At 47.6% G+C, this 15,594-nt stretch carries 16 protein-coding genes; 13 read left to right on the forward strand and 3 right to left on the reverse strand.

The window, feature by feature from the left end; genetic code table 11:
- The first annotated feature begins 52 nt into the window (after nucleotides 1–52).
- Both V1499_RS20320 and V1499_RS20325 read left to right on the forward strand, forming a co-directional pair.
- Nucleotides 53–757 carry a DUF421 domain-containing protein gene (locus V1499_RS20320; RefSeq protein ID WP_409272088.1) on the forward strand — a complete coding sequence of 235 codons (705 nt, stop codon included), beginning with the start codon at nucleotides 53–55 and terminating at the stop codon, nucleotides 755–757.
- A gap of 174 nt (nucleotides 758–931) precedes the next feature.
- Nucleotides 932–2,116 (forward strand): hypothetical protein, encoded by a 1,185-nt coding sequence (locus V1499_RS20325; RefSeq protein WP_409272090.1) that lies wholly within the window; start codon nucleotides 932–934, stop codon nucleotides 2,114–2,116.
- 103 nt (nucleotides 2,117–2,219) lie between these two features.
- On the opposite strand, the gene cysC is transcribed toward V1499_RS20325, so the two are convergent.
- The 3 genes from cysC to V1499_RS20340 form a co-directional block, all read right to left on the reverse strand.
- Complete coding sequence (gene cysC / locus V1499_RS20330; protein WP_409272092.1) at nucleotides 2,220–2,834, reverse strand: adenylyl-sulfate kinase; 615 nt, start codon at nucleotides 2,832–2,834, stop codon at nucleotides 2,220–2,222.
- Nucleotides 2,827–3,990: a sulfate adenylyltransferase gene (gene sat, locus V1499_RS20335; RefSeq protein WP_409272094.1), complete on the reverse strand. Its 1,164-nt coding sequence runs from the start codon at nucleotides 3,988–3,990 to the stop codon at nucleotides 2,827–2,829. The genes cysC and sat overlap by 8 nt, the downstream gene beginning before the upstream one ends.
- Before the next feature lie 65 nt (nucleotides 3,991–4,055).
- On the reverse strand, nucleotides 4,056–4,796 hold the full coding sequence (locus tag V1499_RS20340; protein WP_409272096.1) for a phosphoadenylyl-sulfate reductase: 741 nt from the start codon (nucleotides 4,794–4,796) through the stop codon (nucleotides 4,056–4,058).
- 251 nt (nucleotides 4,797–5,047) lie between these two features.
- Here V1499_RS20340 and V1499_RS20345 point away from each other — a divergent pair, with 251 nt between their 5' ends.
- The 11 genes from V1499_RS20345 to V1499_RS20395 all read left to right on the forward strand — a co-directional run bounded on the left by V1499_RS20345 (nucleotide 5,048) and on the right by V1499_RS20395 (nucleotide 15,594).
- Nucleotides 5,048–5,785 (forward strand): 2-phosphosulfolactate phosphatase, encoded by a 738-nt coding sequence (locus tag V1499_RS20345; RefSeq protein ID WP_409272098.1) that lies wholly within the window; start codon nucleotides 5,048–5,050, stop codon nucleotides 5,783–5,785.
- Nucleotides 5,733–6,503 carry a phosphosulfolactate synthase gene (locus V1499_RS20350; protein WP_409272099.1) on the forward strand — a complete coding sequence of 257 codons (771 nt, stop codon included), beginning with the start codon at nucleotides 5,733–5,735 and terminating at the stop codon, nucleotides 6,501–6,503. Before V1499_RS20345 ends, V1499_RS20350 begins: the two co-directional genes overlap by 53 nt.
- Complete coding sequence (locus tag V1499_RS20355) at nucleotides 6,500–6,898, forward strand: VOC family protein (protein ID WP_409272101.1); 399 nt, start codon at nucleotides 6,500–6,502, stop codon at nucleotides 6,896–6,898. The genes V1499_RS20350 and V1499_RS20355 overlap by 4 nt, the downstream gene beginning before the upstream one ends.
- A gap of 286 nt (nucleotides 6,899–7,184) precedes the next feature.
- The gene (locus V1499_RS20360; RefSeq protein WP_409272103.1) at nucleotides 7,185–8,186 is read left to right on the forward strand and encodes an XdhC family protein; all 1,002 of its coding nucleotides are present in this window, start codon (nucleotides 7,185–7,187) and stop codon (nucleotides 8,184–8,186) included.
- Nucleotides 8,183–8,815: an NTP transferase domain-containing protein gene (locus V1499_RS20365; RefSeq protein WP_409272105.1), complete on the forward strand. Its 633-nt coding sequence runs from the start codon at nucleotides 8,183–8,185 to the stop codon at nucleotides 8,813–8,815. Before V1499_RS20360 ends, V1499_RS20365 begins: the two co-directional genes overlap by 4 nt.
- A gap of 108 nt (nucleotides 8,816–8,923) precedes the next feature.
- A complete protein-coding gene (locus tag V1499_RS20370; protein ID WP_409272106.1) occupies nucleotides 8,924–11,254 on the forward strand; it encodes a xanthine dehydrogenase family protein molybdopterin-binding subunit in 2,331 nt (776 codons plus the stop codon).
- Complete coding sequence (locus tag V1499_RS20375) at nucleotides 11,241–12,086, forward strand: FAD binding domain-containing protein (RefSeq protein ID WP_409272107.1); 846 nt, start codon at nucleotides 11,241–11,243, stop codon at nucleotides 12,084–12,086. Before V1499_RS20370 ends, V1499_RS20375 begins: the two co-directional genes overlap by 14 nt.
- Nucleotides 12,076–12,549 (forward strand): (2Fe-2S)-binding protein, encoded by a 474-nt coding sequence (locus V1499_RS20380; protein WP_409272108.1) that lies wholly within the window; start codon nucleotides 12,076–12,078, stop codon nucleotides 12,547–12,549. Before V1499_RS20375 ends, V1499_RS20380 begins: the two co-directional genes overlap by 11 nt.
- Nucleotides 12,550–12,701: 152 nt before the next feature.
- Nucleotides 12,702–13,736 (forward strand): ArsR/SmtB family transcription factor, encoded by a 1,035-nt coding sequence (locus V1499_RS20385; protein WP_409272110.1) that lies wholly within the window; start codon nucleotides 12,702–12,704, stop codon nucleotides 13,734–13,736.
- 102 nt (nucleotides 13,737–13,838) lie between these two features.
- On the forward strand, nucleotides 13,839–14,849 hold the full coding sequence (locus tag V1499_RS20390) for an ABC transporter ATP-binding protein (protein WP_409272111.1): 1,011 nt from the start codon (nucleotides 13,839–13,841) through the stop codon (nucleotides 14,847–14,849).
- Nucleotides 14,812–15,594 (forward strand): ABC transporter permease, encoded by a 783-nt coding sequence (locus V1499_RS20395; RefSeq protein ID WP_409272113.1) that lies wholly within the window; start codon nucleotides 14,812–14,814, stop codon nucleotides 15,592–15,594. The genes V1499_RS20390 and V1499_RS20395 overlap by 38 nt, the downstream gene beginning before the upstream one ends.

Below are 15,594 nucleotides of genomic sequence, written 5' to 3' on the forward strand. Positions count from 1 at the left end.
ATGCCCCTCCTAAACAAAAAATAATCCGGATTCGCTAAAGGAAGTGCCAACGATGGATTTTTATCAAGGCCAAGAAATTTTGTCTTCATTTGATTGGATCCTCCGGGCAATAGTTGCTTTCATTTTTTTGGTAATTGTTGCAAAAGTCCTTGGCCAGAGGGCGATATCTCAATTAAGGCTGCTGGATTTCGTCATTGCATTGGTAATCGGGAATATAATTGCCCACCCTTTGTCAGACCAGCATCTAGGTATGAAAGGGTCTATCATCACTACCATCGTCCTTGTCGTTTTGTATAGTTTCGGAATTTTTTTAATTTTAAAATGGCCCTGGTTCAGGAGGTTGATCAATCATACCCCAATCACCATTATCGAAAACGGAAGCATCCTTTATGGCGGGCTGAAACGGGCCAGAATTTCACTCGATGTTGTTTTGGAGGAGTTACGGGAAAATAGGGTCGGCGATATAAAGAAAGTGGCTCTGGCAGTCTGGGAAGTTGACGGAAGGATTTCCTTTTTCCTCGACCCGCAGCACGAGCCGGTAACGCCGGCAACATTAAAAATGGACACAGAGCCGTTCTTTTTGCCCAAGGTCATCATTAAAGAAGGGAAAATTAATCTCGAAGAGCTGAAGAGAATCAGCAAGGATGAGGAATGGGTCCGATCCACCCTGAAACGCAACTATCAGGCAGACATCGCCGATATTCTCCTCGCCACAGTCGACAGGAATGACCTAGTGTCAATTTTTTTATATAAATAGCCGTTTGGTTTGGAGGATGGGTGGATAAACTCATCCTCCTTTTTCCATGGATTAGAAAAAGCCTCATTGGGAATATCAGGATAACGCGAAAGCGTATTTTAAAAATAATGATTTCCGGGTAATGGTATGTTAGTTGGCGATTATGATATTGCTCAAGGGAGGGACAGTTGACCAATGAAAATAGAGCCATCAATGACTTTACGAGATATATTCGGGCCGGAGCTTGTTTTTAATCCGCGCGTTTCATTCCAGGGTTTGGGCTGGGTTCCGTCAAATGAGAATATGGATGATTTCCGGACAGGCGCGCTTCTACCAATTGCGGGTGATATGCCACTCGTGTGCAATGGGAGGACGGTGACGGATGAAACGCTTGGCCTTTTTGAAAAAGCGGGAATCACCCCAGCCTCGAACCTCCTCGTTTATGACTCAGAGGAAAGCTTTTACAGTCTGGTGGACGAGCTTAACAGCGGACCGCTGAAAAAAGTAATGAACCATCCGGTCCCGGAATCCGAGGTGCCGGAGGAAAATTACTGGATTGATAAAGACGTATTTTCCTATTTGAATAACAAGGCGAACCTCGGGGAACTCGTCCCTCTTGCACATCGCCCGATACGGATTGTGGTTACCCCTTCCGAAGCACGTTCGGTAAAAGATGAGTGGGGTTTGCCATTTGTAATGAAAGCCGGGACTGACCTCCCGAACGGGGGCGGACACGATGTTTTCTTTTGCCATACGGATGAGGATTTTGCCGAGGGGCTAAAAAGCCTGGAAGACAGCGAAAGCATAGTAATTGAAGAGATTGTCGATATTAGGAAAAATTACTGCATCCAATTTGCCAAAACACATGACGGAAGAATCATTTACCTTGGTGCTGGAGAACAAATCACGACCGATTCCGGCGAATATAAAGGAAACTGGATTTCCAACGCCGAAGGGCCGCCCGATGTAGCAATCGCCCTTGGGAAATCGATTATGGAAAAGGCATGCAGACTTGGCTACAAAGGGGTCGCCGGGTTCGATATCCTCTTGTCGGAGGACGGGCGGGTGTTATGCATCGACCTAAATTTCCGGCTGAATGGCTCCACCCCAGCGCTCCTGCTGAAAGACAGCATTTTTGAAAGACATAACATGGAAGATATGATGTATAAAACGTGGAAAATCGATTCCGAATGGGATGAGTTCCTTTCGGTTTGTAAAAATATGATTGAATCCGGAGCGCTTATTCCGCTGGCAATCTATCACCCTGACGATGAAGGCGACCAGGGCTCGCAGCCATTCATTAACGGCATCTTGATCGGCCATTCGCGGGATGATATTTTGAAAAAAGAACAATACTTGGCCGAAAAAGGGTGGAACTAGGAAAAGCGCATGCGCCATCCATTCTATAGCTTGACAGGTTCATATATCAAAAAGCATAACCTCCGGATTCTGCGGCGGTTATGCTTTTTGAGTTATTCACTCTTTATGGAATTTGGCGATCCAGCCCTATCAATCCATTATTCTGTAAATATCGGATGACCCGTTTCGCGCAGTCTTCCACCGACGCCGCCGAGGTATCGATTATGAGTTCTGGATCAAGCGGCGCCTCGTACGGGGAATCGATTCCGGTAAAATCCCTGATTTCACCCCGCCGCGCTTTTTTGTAAAGCCCTTTTACATCCCTCTTTTCACACACCTCAAGCGGGCAATTCGCAAAAACCTCGATGAATTCCCCCGGCTCGAACAACTGCCTTACCCTGTTGCGATCTTCTCGGAACGGCGAAATGAAGGCAGTCAGCACAACTAGGCCACTGTCGACGAAAAGCCTCGAAACTTCACCAATCCGCCTGATATTCTCGATGCGGTCCTCCTTGCTGAAGCCAAGCCCTTTGTTCAAACCGTGGCGGATATTGTCGCCATCGAGGACATAGCTTCTGACCCCCATGCTGAAAAGCTGGCGGTCGACCTCGTTGGCAAGGGTTGATTTTCCCGAACCGGACAATCCCGTGAACCAAAGGACAAAGCTTTTATGCCCATTCAAATTCTGGCGGTCCGTTTTTGTCATTGCTGTTGGATGCCAGACGATATGCTCACTCATTTTTGCCCACCATCTCCTGAAGGGAAAGCTGCTGCATCATCATGCCCTCTATCAATATGGCAGCTACTTCCGGGCGGCTGAATTCCGGCGGCGGCGCCTCCCCTTTTTGAAGCATCGCCCTGACTTTTGTCCCGGAAAGCGCGACGTGGTGTTTTTTATCATGAGGGCATGTCTTTACCGACGCCATATTGCCGCATACTTCGCAGTAAAAGCTGTTTTCGAAAAATAAAGTCTGGATGCCAATTTCATCCTTCGTAAAATTTGCGAAGATTTTCTGGGCATCGTACGTTCCATAATAATTTCCGACGCCGGCATGGTCCCGCCCGACAATAATATGCGTGCAGCCGTAGTTTTTTCTGATCAGCGCGTGAAAAATCGCCTCCCGCGGGCCGGCATAACGCATTGCCGCAGGAAAAACGGATAACAGGACCCGGTCTTGCGGGTAATATTTTTCCAAAAGCGCTTTATAGCTTTTCATCCGGATATCACCTGGGACATCGTCCGCTTTTGTCTCGCCGACTAGCGGATGCAAGAAAAGGGCGTCGACTTGTTCAAGAGCGCACTTTTGGATGTATTCATGTGCCCGGTGGACTGGATTCCTCGTTTGGAAGGCAACAACTGTCTTCCAGCCCCGTTTCCTGAACAGCTCCCTTGTCTCCTTCGGGGTGCGGTTCTCTTCCTCATACCGGTTCCAGGGCCTCTTTACCATGGTCACCGGACCGCCCAGATAGACTTCCCCCCGCTCGAACAGTTTTTTGACACCAGGGTGATCCTGTTCCTCGGTCCTGTAAACAAGCCTTGCTTCCTTTATTTTATCAGGGATATATTTATCGGTGACTTCCATAATGCCATAGATGGTCCCTTCCCGTTCCAGGTTGATGGTGTCGCCAGGCTCAATCCGCGCCGCTACCCTTTTCGGGACGGGAAGTGAGATGGGGATGCTCCAGACAAGCCCATTCATAAGCCGCATCTTTTCCACAACGGTAAGGTAATCGTTTTTCTCCATAAACCCGCCAAGCGGGCTATACGCCCCAATCGCAATCATTTCAAGGTCGCTTAAGGCCATTGCATCCAGTTCTACAGACAGATTCGTCTCATCCACCCAGCAATCCTCATTTATTTTATGGACCAGGACTCCCCCGTGAGGATCAATCATGTAATGTTCCTCCTCCTTACGCTTTCAAGTAATCTGTTCATCGGCAGGAAAAACCGGCCGTCCTGCTAAGAACGGCCCTTCTCACCCACTTCCCCTCCCGCAAGATGGAGGCCACATTCCGTCTTGCCTGTATTTGCCCATCTTCCCGCGCGCAAGTCGTCCCCCTCTTTTACTGGATGGGTGCACGGCTGGCAGCCAATACTCGGATATTGCCTGTCATGGAGCGGGTTATAGGGAAGGCTGTTGAGGCGGATATAATTCCAGATATCCTCCCATTTCCAATGGATGAGCGGGCAAATTTTTATGTTTTTAAACCTTTCATCCTTATTGATATATTGGACGCGCTTCCTTGTCTCGGACTGTTCCCTCCGAAGCCCCGAAATCCAGGCCTTCACCGTAGCTAGCTCCCTTACAAGCGGCTCGACCTTCCTGATTTTGCAGCAAAGATTCGGGTCGCATTTCCACAATTCCTGCCCGTAAAGCGCTTCCTGCTCGGAGAGAGATATATCCGGTTTGACAATGTTCAGCTTGAATCCCGGGTATTTTTCCTTTATTTTATCAATCAGTTCATACGTCTCAGCGAAATGAAGGCCGGTATCCAGGAAAAGGACCGCCGCTTGCTTGTTAACTTTTGAAATCAGGTCTAGCATGACGATTCCCTCTGCGCCAAAGCTGCAGGCGTAGACGATTTCGTCCCCATATTCCCGGTATGCCCATTTCAGCACATCCATTGTATCGGTTAATTTCTCCAGCACGAGGCCGGCCTTATCTTCCTCCCAAGTGTCGTAGGTCAGCACATTCCCCATTTCCTTCCCCTCGCATTTTTAAAATTTGGGCCTGGTCCAACCCTTCCGTCTGACAAAATAGGTTAAAACCTATGTACAAAATATTCATTTTTCCATCTAAAAGTTCGGAGGGTAAAAGCCTATTTCAGGAAGGGCATGCGCCTATTTATTTTCCTAGGCGGCAAAGAAAGCGGGATAAGGTACGCTTTCGGTTCTTGGGCATATACTTTTTGCAGAGTGTCTAAGTATTTTAAATAACAGGAGCGCAAAACATGAAAGCAACCATTTACCAGGGCCATTGCCCCCGGCTGCCCCGATCGGATGTGAATATTGTTATCGATGTCGTGCGGGCATTCACTGTCGCGCATTTTGCATTCCTTCGTGGGGCCAGGGAGATTATCCTTGCGGGAACCGAAGGCGACGCCTTTCTTTTAAAAGAAAAGAATCCGGGCTATTTGCTGGCCGGCGAGGTACAGGGATTGCCAATCCCAGGGTTTGATTTTGATAATTCCCCAGCAAGAATGGCCGGAGCGGATGTACGGGGACGGACGCTTGTGCAAAAGACGACGAACGGCGTCCGGGCGGCGCTGAATGCCCTCGATGCAGATGCGGTGTTTGTCACCGGCTTTTCGAACGCGCGGACGACCGCGGAATATGTCCTCAAAAGGTGGCCCCCGGGGTCGATCGTCAATATTATCGCTTCTCATCCCGATGGGGACGATGACCTGGCGTGCGCTGAATTTATAAAAGGGGTACTCCAAGGGGATGAATGTATTTCAGTAGAAGCTGTCGCCGAAAGAATCAGATGCTCCGGACCGGCAAGGAAGTTTTTCGACTCGTCCCGGCCTGAATTTCAGGCTGAGGATATTGCTTTTTGCACGAGGGAAATGCCTGGTAGGTTTGTTATGCATGTGGATTGCACCGGGGAACTCCCGACGATTGTGAGGGTGAATAACGATGAATTATACAGGATTGGACCTGCCCGAAAGAGAAGCGAAGCCGAGGTTTAAGGGGGTAACCGTGCTGATTGACAACGGCGTCCCTGAAGGTTTTTTCGCCGATACGATTAAATGCGCCTCCCGCTATGTCGATTTTGTAAAATTCGGTTGGGGTACTTCCATTGTTTCGCCAAGCCTCCAAAACAAGATTTCAATTTTACAAGAACATGGGGTCGGCTATTTCTTCGGCGGGACGCTTTTTGAAAAATTCCTCAGCCAGAATAAACTCGATGACTACTATGATTATTGCAAACAGTTCTGCTGCATGCATGTTGAAATCTCCAACGGGACTTTGCCGATGCCGAACAAGGAAAAAGCACGGCATATCACCAATTTTTCGAAAGAGTTCACTGTCTTCAGCGAAGTTGGGAACAAGGACAGCAGCGTAACCTCTTCCCCTTCCGAATGGCTTGAATGTATCGAGGAAGACCTTGAGGCGGGCGCGGCTAAAGTTATTACCGAAGCGAGGGAAAGTGGAACGAGCGGCATCTGCCAGGCAAATGGGGAAATGCGTTTCGACATTGTCAACGACATCCTTGTGTCCAGCATCCCTCTTGAGCGAATTCTTTTTGAAGCGCCAACGAAAAAAATGCAAACCGAGTTTATGAGGCTTGCGGGCCCGAATGTGAATCTGGCGAACATCCCGTTCAGCGATGCGATCGCCCTTGAAACGCTCCGGCTCGGCTTGCGTTCCGATACATTTTTCCTTTTTGAGGAGGCTGTAAAATGAGGGATACAAACAAAGTGTTCCACCTTGCGATTCCTTGCAAGGACCTTGACGAGACAGTGGATTTTTACGAAAAGCTCGGCTGCCGGCTTGCGCGCCGGTACCACGACAGGGTTACCTTCGACTTTTTCGGCGACCAGGTCGTCTGCCATTTGAATCCGGATAAAATCGACCCGGCCCCGAAAATGTACCCGCGGCACTTCGGGGTTACATTCCTCAACAGAGAGGAATTCGATCAGGCGCTCGAGCATGCGACAACGAACGAATTGCCGTTTTTCCAGGAACTGATGGTCCGGTTCCCAGGCAAAAAAGAAGAGCATGTTACATTCTTTTTAATCGACCCTGCGAACAACCTGCTGGAGTTCAAATATTATCATGATGAAGGGATGGTTTATTAGTTCGGCTTTAGTTGGTTTATGAACCGTTTTAGGACTTTTACGAACGGTTTTTCCGGATTATGAACCGGAATAATAGATTTATGAACCTAACCGGTTTGTGGCTTATAGACCCGAATCCGAATTTTATGACCCGCTTTTCTGGGTTTATGAACCGGAATCGCAATTTTATGAACCGACATAATTGATCAGTTGCAGTAAATATCCCTCGCCTAGCCGGCCTGGGATATTTTTTTGCGCGGGGGAATATCCATATAGAGATGAAAATTGCAGGAAAGCGGGAGAAACAGTGGATATGATGAATCAATTGCTCGATGCAATTTCCCTTTCATCCCAAATGCCGATCGTATTGGCGACCATTATTCATGTGGAGGGCTCCGCCTACAGAAAGGAAGGGGCGTCAATGCTGATTTTCCAAGACAAATCCAGGCTTGGACTTCTCTCGGCCGGCTGCCTGGAAGAGGATGTAACAGAGCGGGCGCAGAAAGTTTTCACCTCGGGGAAGCCATCCGTTGTCCATTTTGATATGGCAAAGGAAGACGATTTAGCATGGGGGCGGGGAGCGGGCTGTAATGGAAGATTGACAATCCTCATGGAGCCCGTCAGCGATAAGCTGCTTTCAGGACTGATTTTCACAAAAAAATCCCTTGATGCCAAAAAAGCAGTCACACGGGTGGCCAGGTTCACTCCGGAAATGGAACTTGCTAATGAACAATTTTATCTCGCTGGTGAATCCGTGCTCGCAATCGAAGCGACCATTTATTCTGATCTGCCTACGGGGCTCCATCCCGACTCCAAAACTGGCGGATTCGTGTTTGTCCATCATCTGAAGCCAAAGCCCAGCCTTTTTGTATTTGGTGCGGGTGATGATGCCATCCCTGTTGTTTCCCTCGCTTCAAAAACTGGCTTTGATGTCACTGTTATCGATTGGCGGCCGGCTTTTGTGGGGACTGAGAGGTTCCCGGAGGCAAATACCCTTTTAATGGATTCTCTTGAAAAAATATTAAAGGGCCTCACCTTTTCCATAGCGGATTTGGCGATTGTTATGACACATCAGTTTGAGAAGGACCAACTGATTTTGGACAGATTGCTAGAATCCGGGCCGCTATTTTACTTGGGCGTTCTTGGGCCCAGGGAGCGGACCGAACGGCTGCTTCGGGGAGCGCCATTTCCTGTCTACCTCCATTCTCCGGTTGGCTTGGCGATTGGCGCGTGTGGCCCGCAAGAAATAGCCGTCAGCATCATTGCCGAAATGATCCGGAAAATCCGCATGGATAGAGAGCCGGCATGATGAAAATTGCCGGTATTTATCTTGCGGCAGGTAGCAGCAGGCGAATGGGAACGGATAAGCGGATGCTGCCGTTTGGCGGAAAGCCGCTGGGCAGCATCGCGCTCAAACAGGCCCTTCTCTCAAGACTGGACCATATGTTTGTTGTAACAAGACAGGGAGACCGGCTCGATTGGCTGCCTGATCCGTTTTTTAAAACTTGGGGACCACAGATGTGGACCCATTTAGAATGCCCCGATGCCGATAAAGGGCAGGGATTCTCCTTAAGTAGCGGCGTTAAGAAAGCGGCAGAGTATGGAGCGGATGCAGTGCTGGTTCTCCTTGCAGACCAGCCTTTTGTTACGTTTAAAATAATTGATACATTAATAAATTCTTTTATTAAGATTCCCACCCGATTTATTGGTGCTTTGGGACCCAGAGGCAATCCGATGCCGCCAATCTTGTTTTCAAGTGAGTGTTTTTCCTTATTTGAAAAACTTGAAGGTGACCGCGGGCTCCGGGAACTGCTCCGTGGTGAGTTAAAGGCTTTCGGGCGGGCAATCGATTTCAGGAATCCCCAACTGTTTTGCGATATCGATACGATGGATGATTATATAGCATTATTAGAGAAGTTAGAGGAACGGGACAATTGATACGTTCGAAAATCAATAAGGGGTTGGCTTATCCCTTGCACTATACACTTTAAGAGTTTGAACTCAAAATGTCCGTTGCTTTGGCAAATAGAAAGTGAGGTGGTTGGATTGGAGTATATCGGGAAAAGTGTGATCCGGAAGGAAGCGTTTGATAAAGTGACAGGAAGGGCGAAGTACACAAACGATTTCCAGGAAACAGGAACCCTTCATGCGTGGATGCTGATCAGCCCCTATGCCCATGCCGAGATTACTAGCATGGACTTTTCGGATGCCTGGAAAGTGCCAGGGGTAAAAGCCATTCTCGGAAATGAGCCTTTCCCGCTCGTCGGCGAGGAAATCAAGGACAGGTCACCAATCGCCTACAAGAGGGTCCGGTATCACGGCGAGCCTGTCGCGGTTGTTGTCGCGGAAACGCCTGTGATCGCGAAGCAGGCGGTTGACCGAATCAAGGTATCCTACAAACCTCTTCCTGTCGTGAATTCACCACGGCAGGCTTTTCAAAAAGATGCCGTCCTCGTCCATGAGCAGCTGGGCGATTATGAAAAACCGCCCGGGGTTTATCCGATCTCCGGTACAAATGTTGCCACACTGGACAAAATTAGGAAAGGAGATATCCAAAAAGGATTCCAGGAAAGCGAGGTCGTGGTGGAATTTCAAATCGATTTCAACCCCTCGGACCACGTCGCGATGGAAACAAGGGCCTCGATTGCCGAAATAATGCCAGACGGCTATATAAAAATAACGACCTCGACCCAAGCACCATTCGCTATAAAAAAATTATTTAAATGGTACTTCGGTATCGAACCTGGCAGAGTCATCGTCCATACTCCCCTCGTCGGCGGGGCATACGGCGGCAAGGCTGCCATCCAGCTCGAGGTCATTGCGTACCTCGCCTCAAAAGCGGTTGGCGGCCGCCCGGTCAAGCTTTTTAATTCCCGGGAAGAGGACATGATTACCTCCCCCTGCCATATCGGGCTCGATGCAACTGTAAAGCTCGGTGCGACAAGAGACGGCATGCTGAAGGCAGCGGAAATCGTGTTTCTGTGGGACGGCGGGGCCTACTCGGATAAATCAGTCGATATTAGCCGCGCGGGAGCTGTTGACTGCACAGGCCCATATGATATTGAACATATCTACTGCGATTCGTATTGCATGTATACAAACCATCCATATGCTAGCGCATTCAGGGGCTACAGCCATTCCGAAGTCCACTTTGCCTTTGAACGGTCGATGGATGTACTCGCCGAAAAACTTTCGATGGACCCGCTTGAACTCCGCCGGAAAAATTCGATTATGCCAGGCGATATGACGCCGACACAAGTCGTCCTGAACCGGAGCACAGTGGGCGACCTCCCGAAGTGCATCGATAGGCTGAAGGAGCTTATGAACTGGGACGGGGAGCCGCTAATCCAGAAGGACGGCCGGATGATCCGGGCAAAAGGCGCCTGCTGTATCTGGAAGACCTCCACTTTTGATACGGATGCAACATCTGGCGCGATTTTAACATTCAACCCAGATGGCAGTATCAACCTCATGTCGGGTGTCGTCGAGCTTGGCACGGGAACAAAAACGGTCCTGGCACAAATTTTAGCGGAACGCCTGAAAATGGACATTAACAGAATCCACGTAAAAATGCTTGTCGATACACAAACGACACCCGAGCACTGGAAGACTGTGGGAAGCCGGGGCACGCTGATGGGCGGAAGGGCGGTTCTAGCGGCCGCCGAGGATGCCATCCGGCAGCTTAAGGAACGCGCCTCTTGTGTATTGCATGTATCCCCTGATGACCTTGAGGTGGCGCACGAAAAGGTTTATTACATCGACGACCCAACCGTAAGCCTTGATGCAAAAGATCTCGCCTACGGATACAAATTTCCAAATGGCGAGACGATTGGCGGGCAAATCCTGGCCACCGGGAATTATACACAGAACCGAATTACGAGGCTTGACCCCCAAACGGGAAAAAGTCGACCCGGCCCTGAATGGACAGTAGGGGCAGAGGGAATTGAACTCGAGCTGGACACAAGGGATTATACGTATCGGATTTTGAAAGCTTATGCAGTTCTGGATATCGGGAAAGTTTTAAACGAGAAAGCTCTCCTTGGCCAAGTGATGGGAGCAATGAGCATGGGAATCGCGTTTGGAGGAAGGGAAACATTTGTGTTCGAAGCAAACGGGAGGGTCCTGAATCCGCAGCTGAGGACATACAGGCCGCTCCACTATGGCGAACAGCCCGAATACATCGTCGACTTTATTGAAACTCCCCACCTGGCCGGCCCATATGGATCGAGGGGCGCGGGCGAGCATGGGTTGATCGGGATGCCCGCCGCCCTTGGAAATTGCCTTTCGACCGCGCTGGGCGTCCAGTTAAACCACCTCCCTCTTATTCCGGAGCAATTATGGCGGGCTTCAAGGGGGATGAAAAATGCTACCGTTTAACTTCCGGTATTTTAAACCGCAAACAGCCCAGGAAGCCGTCGGTGTTTATCAGGGTGCCAAAAATCAGCAAGAAATCCCTTTTTATTTTTCGGGCGGTACCGAACTGATCACCCTTGGACGGATTGGCCTTGATTACGCGGATGATGTGATTGACCTGAAAGGGCTGCCGGGCTATGGGGAGATTTTTTTTCATGATCAGTTTTTAGTGATAGGAGCAGGCGCGACGTTAACTTCCATTGAGGAGAATAAAAACTTCCCCCTTCTTAGCAAAACGGTGAGTGAAATCGCCGACCGGACTGCCCGCAACAAAATCACGATTGGCGGGAATATATGCGGGAAAATTTTTTATCGTGAAGCGGTGCTGCCATTGCTGATCGCCGACTCGCTTGTTGGGATTATGGGAGCGGGAGGCCTTGCCTACAAGCCATTAAACGATATTTTCAATCAAACAATCCAATTGCAGGATGGGGAATTTGTGTTCACAATTTTAATAGAAAAAGAGTTTTTGAACTTGTCCTACTTTACACAAAAAAGGCGGAAGCAGTGGAAAACCGGCTACCCGCTCGTTACAATCGCCGCCATTAAAAGGGACGAGGAAATCCGGATGGCTTTCAGCGGAGTCTGCCCATACCCGTTCCGCTCAAAGGAAATGGAAAAGGATTTGAATGACAATTCCCTTGCGCCAGAAGACCGGGCATACAGAGCCATAGGAAGCCTTCCCTCCCCCATTTTGGACGATGTCGAAGGCTCAAAGGAGTTCCGCCTTTACGTTTTGAAAAATATGATTGCGGATGCCATCCGTGAGCTGGAGGGTGAAAAAGTTGGCCAATGATCCTAGGTTCAACGTCCGCCTTGCCATCAATTCCGAAACAGAAATTGTTTCGGTCCGTCCGGCCGATTCATTGCTGTATGTTATCCGTGTAAGGCTTGGGCTGACCGGCTCAAAGCCTGGCTGCCTGAATGGGGATTGTGGGGCGTGCACCGTACTTGTTGACGGCACACCACAAAAATCATGCCTCATGCTTGCCGTCGAAGGTGAAGGGAAGGAAATTACGACGATTGAAGGCCTCAAGGATACGCCAATTCAGCGGGCATTCGTTGAAAAATTTGCCTTCCAGTGCGGCTACTGCACATCCGGATTTCTAGTGAATTGCCACGCACTTGTCCAAAAAGAATCCGTTGCTGATGAAAAAGTGCTCGACGATTGGCTTGAGTCCAATATTTGCCGTTGCACCGGCTATAAGGAAATTCAGGAAGCTGTGCTTGCGGCTATGGATGAAATGAAGGATATATAAAAGGTTTCGGAGTTAAAAGATATTCAGTTCAAGCAGCCAGGAGTTCCTTACTCATGGCCCTTTTTATTTTCCGGCTTCACTTTAGGCCCCAAACTTCCCAATATTAGATGGCCACTTTATAATATAAGTAACACGCTATGGAGGATTGGCTAATGACCATTGAAATAAATTACGAAGAAACTGCAAATGAACAAGTACATATGTTTTTTTCTCCTGTTGTGGAAGGCATGATTCTCCTTTGTGGAATGTTATTAAGAAACAAAAAGGATTTTCACTATATAGATTTTCAATCAATTGAAAAAGCGCTTCCTGAACAATCGAGAATATTTATTGAAAAGTGGCACAGTTATTGCACCGATGATCTATTGGGCTGCCTTGATTTACTTTTAAGAGTACCGCATTTTCAAGATGAAAAGGATTTTTGCACAGGCATTTCAGCTTTACCCAATCTTGATTTTGTGCAGAGCTTTTTAGGAGGGGAAATCCCAAGGGATTTAATTGCAAAGCTCCTTACATCACCAGAAGATATTGAATCCATGGAAGATCGTTATGAGTGGAGCACTCCCGAGAAACGGCAATTTATCAAAACGTTTTTGCTGGAACTCCATTCATTCCGCAAAGAATTTTTTGATGCTTTCCTCCACATCCTTCATGGCGATTATTTTCAAAAGTGGATTAATGCGAAGCAAGCGGACATTGATCAACAATTATTGGAACTAAAAAAATTGAACATGAAACCTCTCGCGCTTTCACAATACGTAATGGGAAAAACGTTCAAGCGTACAAGCGATTATAAGCTCTATTATTTTTTCCCAAGCTATGGTTTTTCTCCATTTAAAATGCGTGTTTTTAATCATGCGGTTTGTATTGTGATTTTTGGCTGCGCCCAACCTTTGAATGATGACAGGGAAAAAAGCAAGGAACTGTCTAAAATACTAAAAGTACTTTCCGACCCAAACAGACTTTTGATTTTAAGAATGTTATGCGTAAAAAAGGAATATGGCGCCAGATTGGCGGAGTATGTCGGGGTCACCACGGCGACCGTTTCACATCATCTGGACCTGCTCAAAAAGGCGAATTTGATCAAAGAAGAAAAAATTGGGGCTATAAAATATTTTTCCGCGGACCCGGTTCAATTGGAAAAGTTTAAATCAGTACTGCAGGAATTCACGAATACTAAAACTTGATTAAAAAAGAGCGACAAAATTGTCGTTCTTTTTTTATTGCAAAAATTTAGAATTATAATACAATCATATCATAAGATAATCATCTAATATAGAGGTGAAAAAATGAACCCTTCAATTATCAAAGTGAAGAATGTTAAAAGGACGTATGTGGCAGAGCATGGATTTTTCAAAAAAAAGAAGAAAACTATCGAAGCTTTAAAGGGAATTTCATTTGAAGTACAAAAAGGAGAGGTCTTTGGTTTGCTAGGACCGAATGGGGCTGGCAAGACGACGATGATTAAAATTTTGACAACTATGCTTATTCCAACGGAAGGCCAAGCCACCATCCTTGGTTTGGATGCTGAAACTGAAAATCACAAATTGAGGCCCCAAATCAATTTCATTCTGGGCGGCGAGCGGAATTTATACTGGCGTTTATCAGCCTATGATAATCTCGCCTACTTTGCGGACTTGTATAAAATCCCAAGGATCATCCAAAAGGAACGAATCCCTGAATTGCTGCAACTAGTAGGGCTTGAGAATGCGGCGGCCCAGCGCGTTGAAACTTTTTCAAAGGGGATGAAGCAGCGGCTGCAAATTGCACGCGGATTAATAAATGACCCAAAAATCCTTTTTCTGGATGAGCCTTCCATCGGCCTGGATCCGGTCAGCGCGAGAAACCTCAGGCAAATCATCCGGCAGCTAAACGAAAAAGGAACAACCATTGTGCTGACAACCCATTACATGCAAGAAGCAGATGAGCTTTGCGACCGCATTGCGTTTATTAATCAAGGCGAACTTATCGCAATAGACACACCGGATAATTTGAAGAAGATGGTTGGCCAGCTATCGGTCGTCCAATTTGATTGTACAAATGGACTGAAAGCAAAATCCCTGCTTACCAAACATGCCAGCCTGCACCATTTGGAGGAAACGTCAAATGACTACTTTTCCACTGTCCGTGTCCAAACTAGTGAACCGCAAAAAGTCATTTCCCTTCTTTATAGCGGGTTGGGTGAAAGCGGGATTCAAAACATTTCAATCACGGAGCCTTCCCTTGAAGATGTTTATTTGCATTTGATTGGAGGATTAAAAGATGAACCGCATTCTGCACCCATTATGGCAAACAGCTAATCTGCAAATGAAGCTATCGATCGCACGTCCAATGTTTCAATTCATCATCTGGATTTCGCCTCTTTTTTACGCGACACTAAGCTACTTTATTTACGGGAACGTTCCAAATGAGACACTCGTGCATTATGTGTTGCTTGGTTCCGGTTTTATGGCCCTCTGGTCGTCCATTGTCTACTCTTCCGCGAGCGATATTAACCGGGAACGGTTTTACGGAACATTGGAAAACATATTCGTTGCCCCTACCCCCTTTTCAATTATCCTTCTCGGTAAAATTGTCGGGAATACCATCTGGGGAATGATCGCTATGGGCTTGTCAGTACTCTATTTAGTTGTGTTTTTCCGTGTACAAGTTGTGATTGTCCATCCCCTCCTGTTTTTGCTGGCACTCCTGCTTGTGGTACTTGCATTGATCATCTTTTCATTCTTTTTGGCGCTGTTTTTCACTTTATCCCGCCAGGCGGAAGCATTAATGAACTTCATTGAATACCCAATCTATTTCATTTGCGGGTTTTTATTCCCGATTTCCATTTTGCCGCATTGGATTCAGCCGCTTTCTTATATACTGCCCCCCACATGGGCAATTGCATTATTGCGGGAAACCCTCGCCGCCACTAACACTGATGCCATTCTTAAAACAATGGGCATTTTACTAGTATTGTCCCTTGTGTATGGATTGATTGCATGGTCATGCTATAAAGCTGTCGAGCGAAAAGCACGTATTGACGGAAAGTTGGGGGTGTATTAA

The organism is Neobacillus oceani (assembly GCF_046237595.1).
Classification (GTDB): Bacteria; Bacillota; Bacilli; order Bacillales; family Cytobacillaceae; genus Bacillus_D; species Bacillus_D oceani.

Bases quoted from the DNA above. Each gene is read 5' to 3' on its own strand.
- sat (WP_409272094.1), bottom strand. From the start codon at position 3,990: ATGATTGATCCTCACGGGGGAGTCCTGGTCCATAAAATAAATGAGGAT.
- V1499_RS20340 (WP_409272096.1), bottom strand. From the start codon at position 4,796: ATGGGGAATGTGCTGACCTACGACACTTGGGAGGAAGATAAGGCCGGC.
- V1499_RS20320 (WP_409272088.1), top strand. From the start codon at position 53: ATGGATTTTTATCAAGGCCAAGAAATTTTGTCTTCATTTGATTGGATC.
- V1499_RS20350 (WP_409272099.1), top strand. From the start codon at position 5,733: ATGAATTATACAGGATTGGACCTGCCCGAAAGAGAAGCGAAGCCGAGG.
- V1499_RS20385 (WP_409272110.1), top strand. From the start codon at position 12,702: ATGACCATTGAAATAAATTACGAAGAAACTGCAAATGAACAAGTACAT.
- cysC (WP_409272092.1), bottom strand. From the start codon at position 2,834: ATGAGTGAGCATATCGTCTGGCATCCAACAGCAATGACAAAAACGGAC.
- V1499_RS20355 (WP_409272101.1), top strand. From the start codon at position 6,500: ATGAGGGATACAAACAAAGTGTTCCACCTTGCGATTCCTTGCAAGGAC.
- V1499_RS20325 (WP_409272090.1), top strand. From the start codon at position 932: ATGAAAATAGAGCCATCAATGACTTTACGAGATATATTCGGGCCGGAG.
- V1499_RS20365 (WP_409272105.1), top strand. From the start codon at position 8,183: ATGATGAAAATTGCCGGTATTTATCTTGCGGCAGGTAGCAGCAGGCGA.
- V1499_RS20375 (WP_409272107.1), top strand. From the start codon at position 11,241: ATGCTACCGTTTAACTTCCGGTATTTTAAACCGCAAACAGCCCAGGAA.
- V1499_RS20390 (WP_409272111.1), top strand. From the start codon at position 13,839: ATGAACCCTTCAATTATCAAAGTGAAGAATGTTAAAAGGACGTATGTG.
- V1499_RS20395 (WP_409272113.1), top strand. From the start codon at position 14,812: ATGAACCGCATTCTGCACCCATTATGGCAAACAGCTAATCTGCAAATG.
- V1499_RS20345 (WP_409272098.1), top strand. From the start codon at position 5,048: ATGAAAGCAACCATTTACCAGGGCCATTGCCCCCGGCTGCCCCGATCG.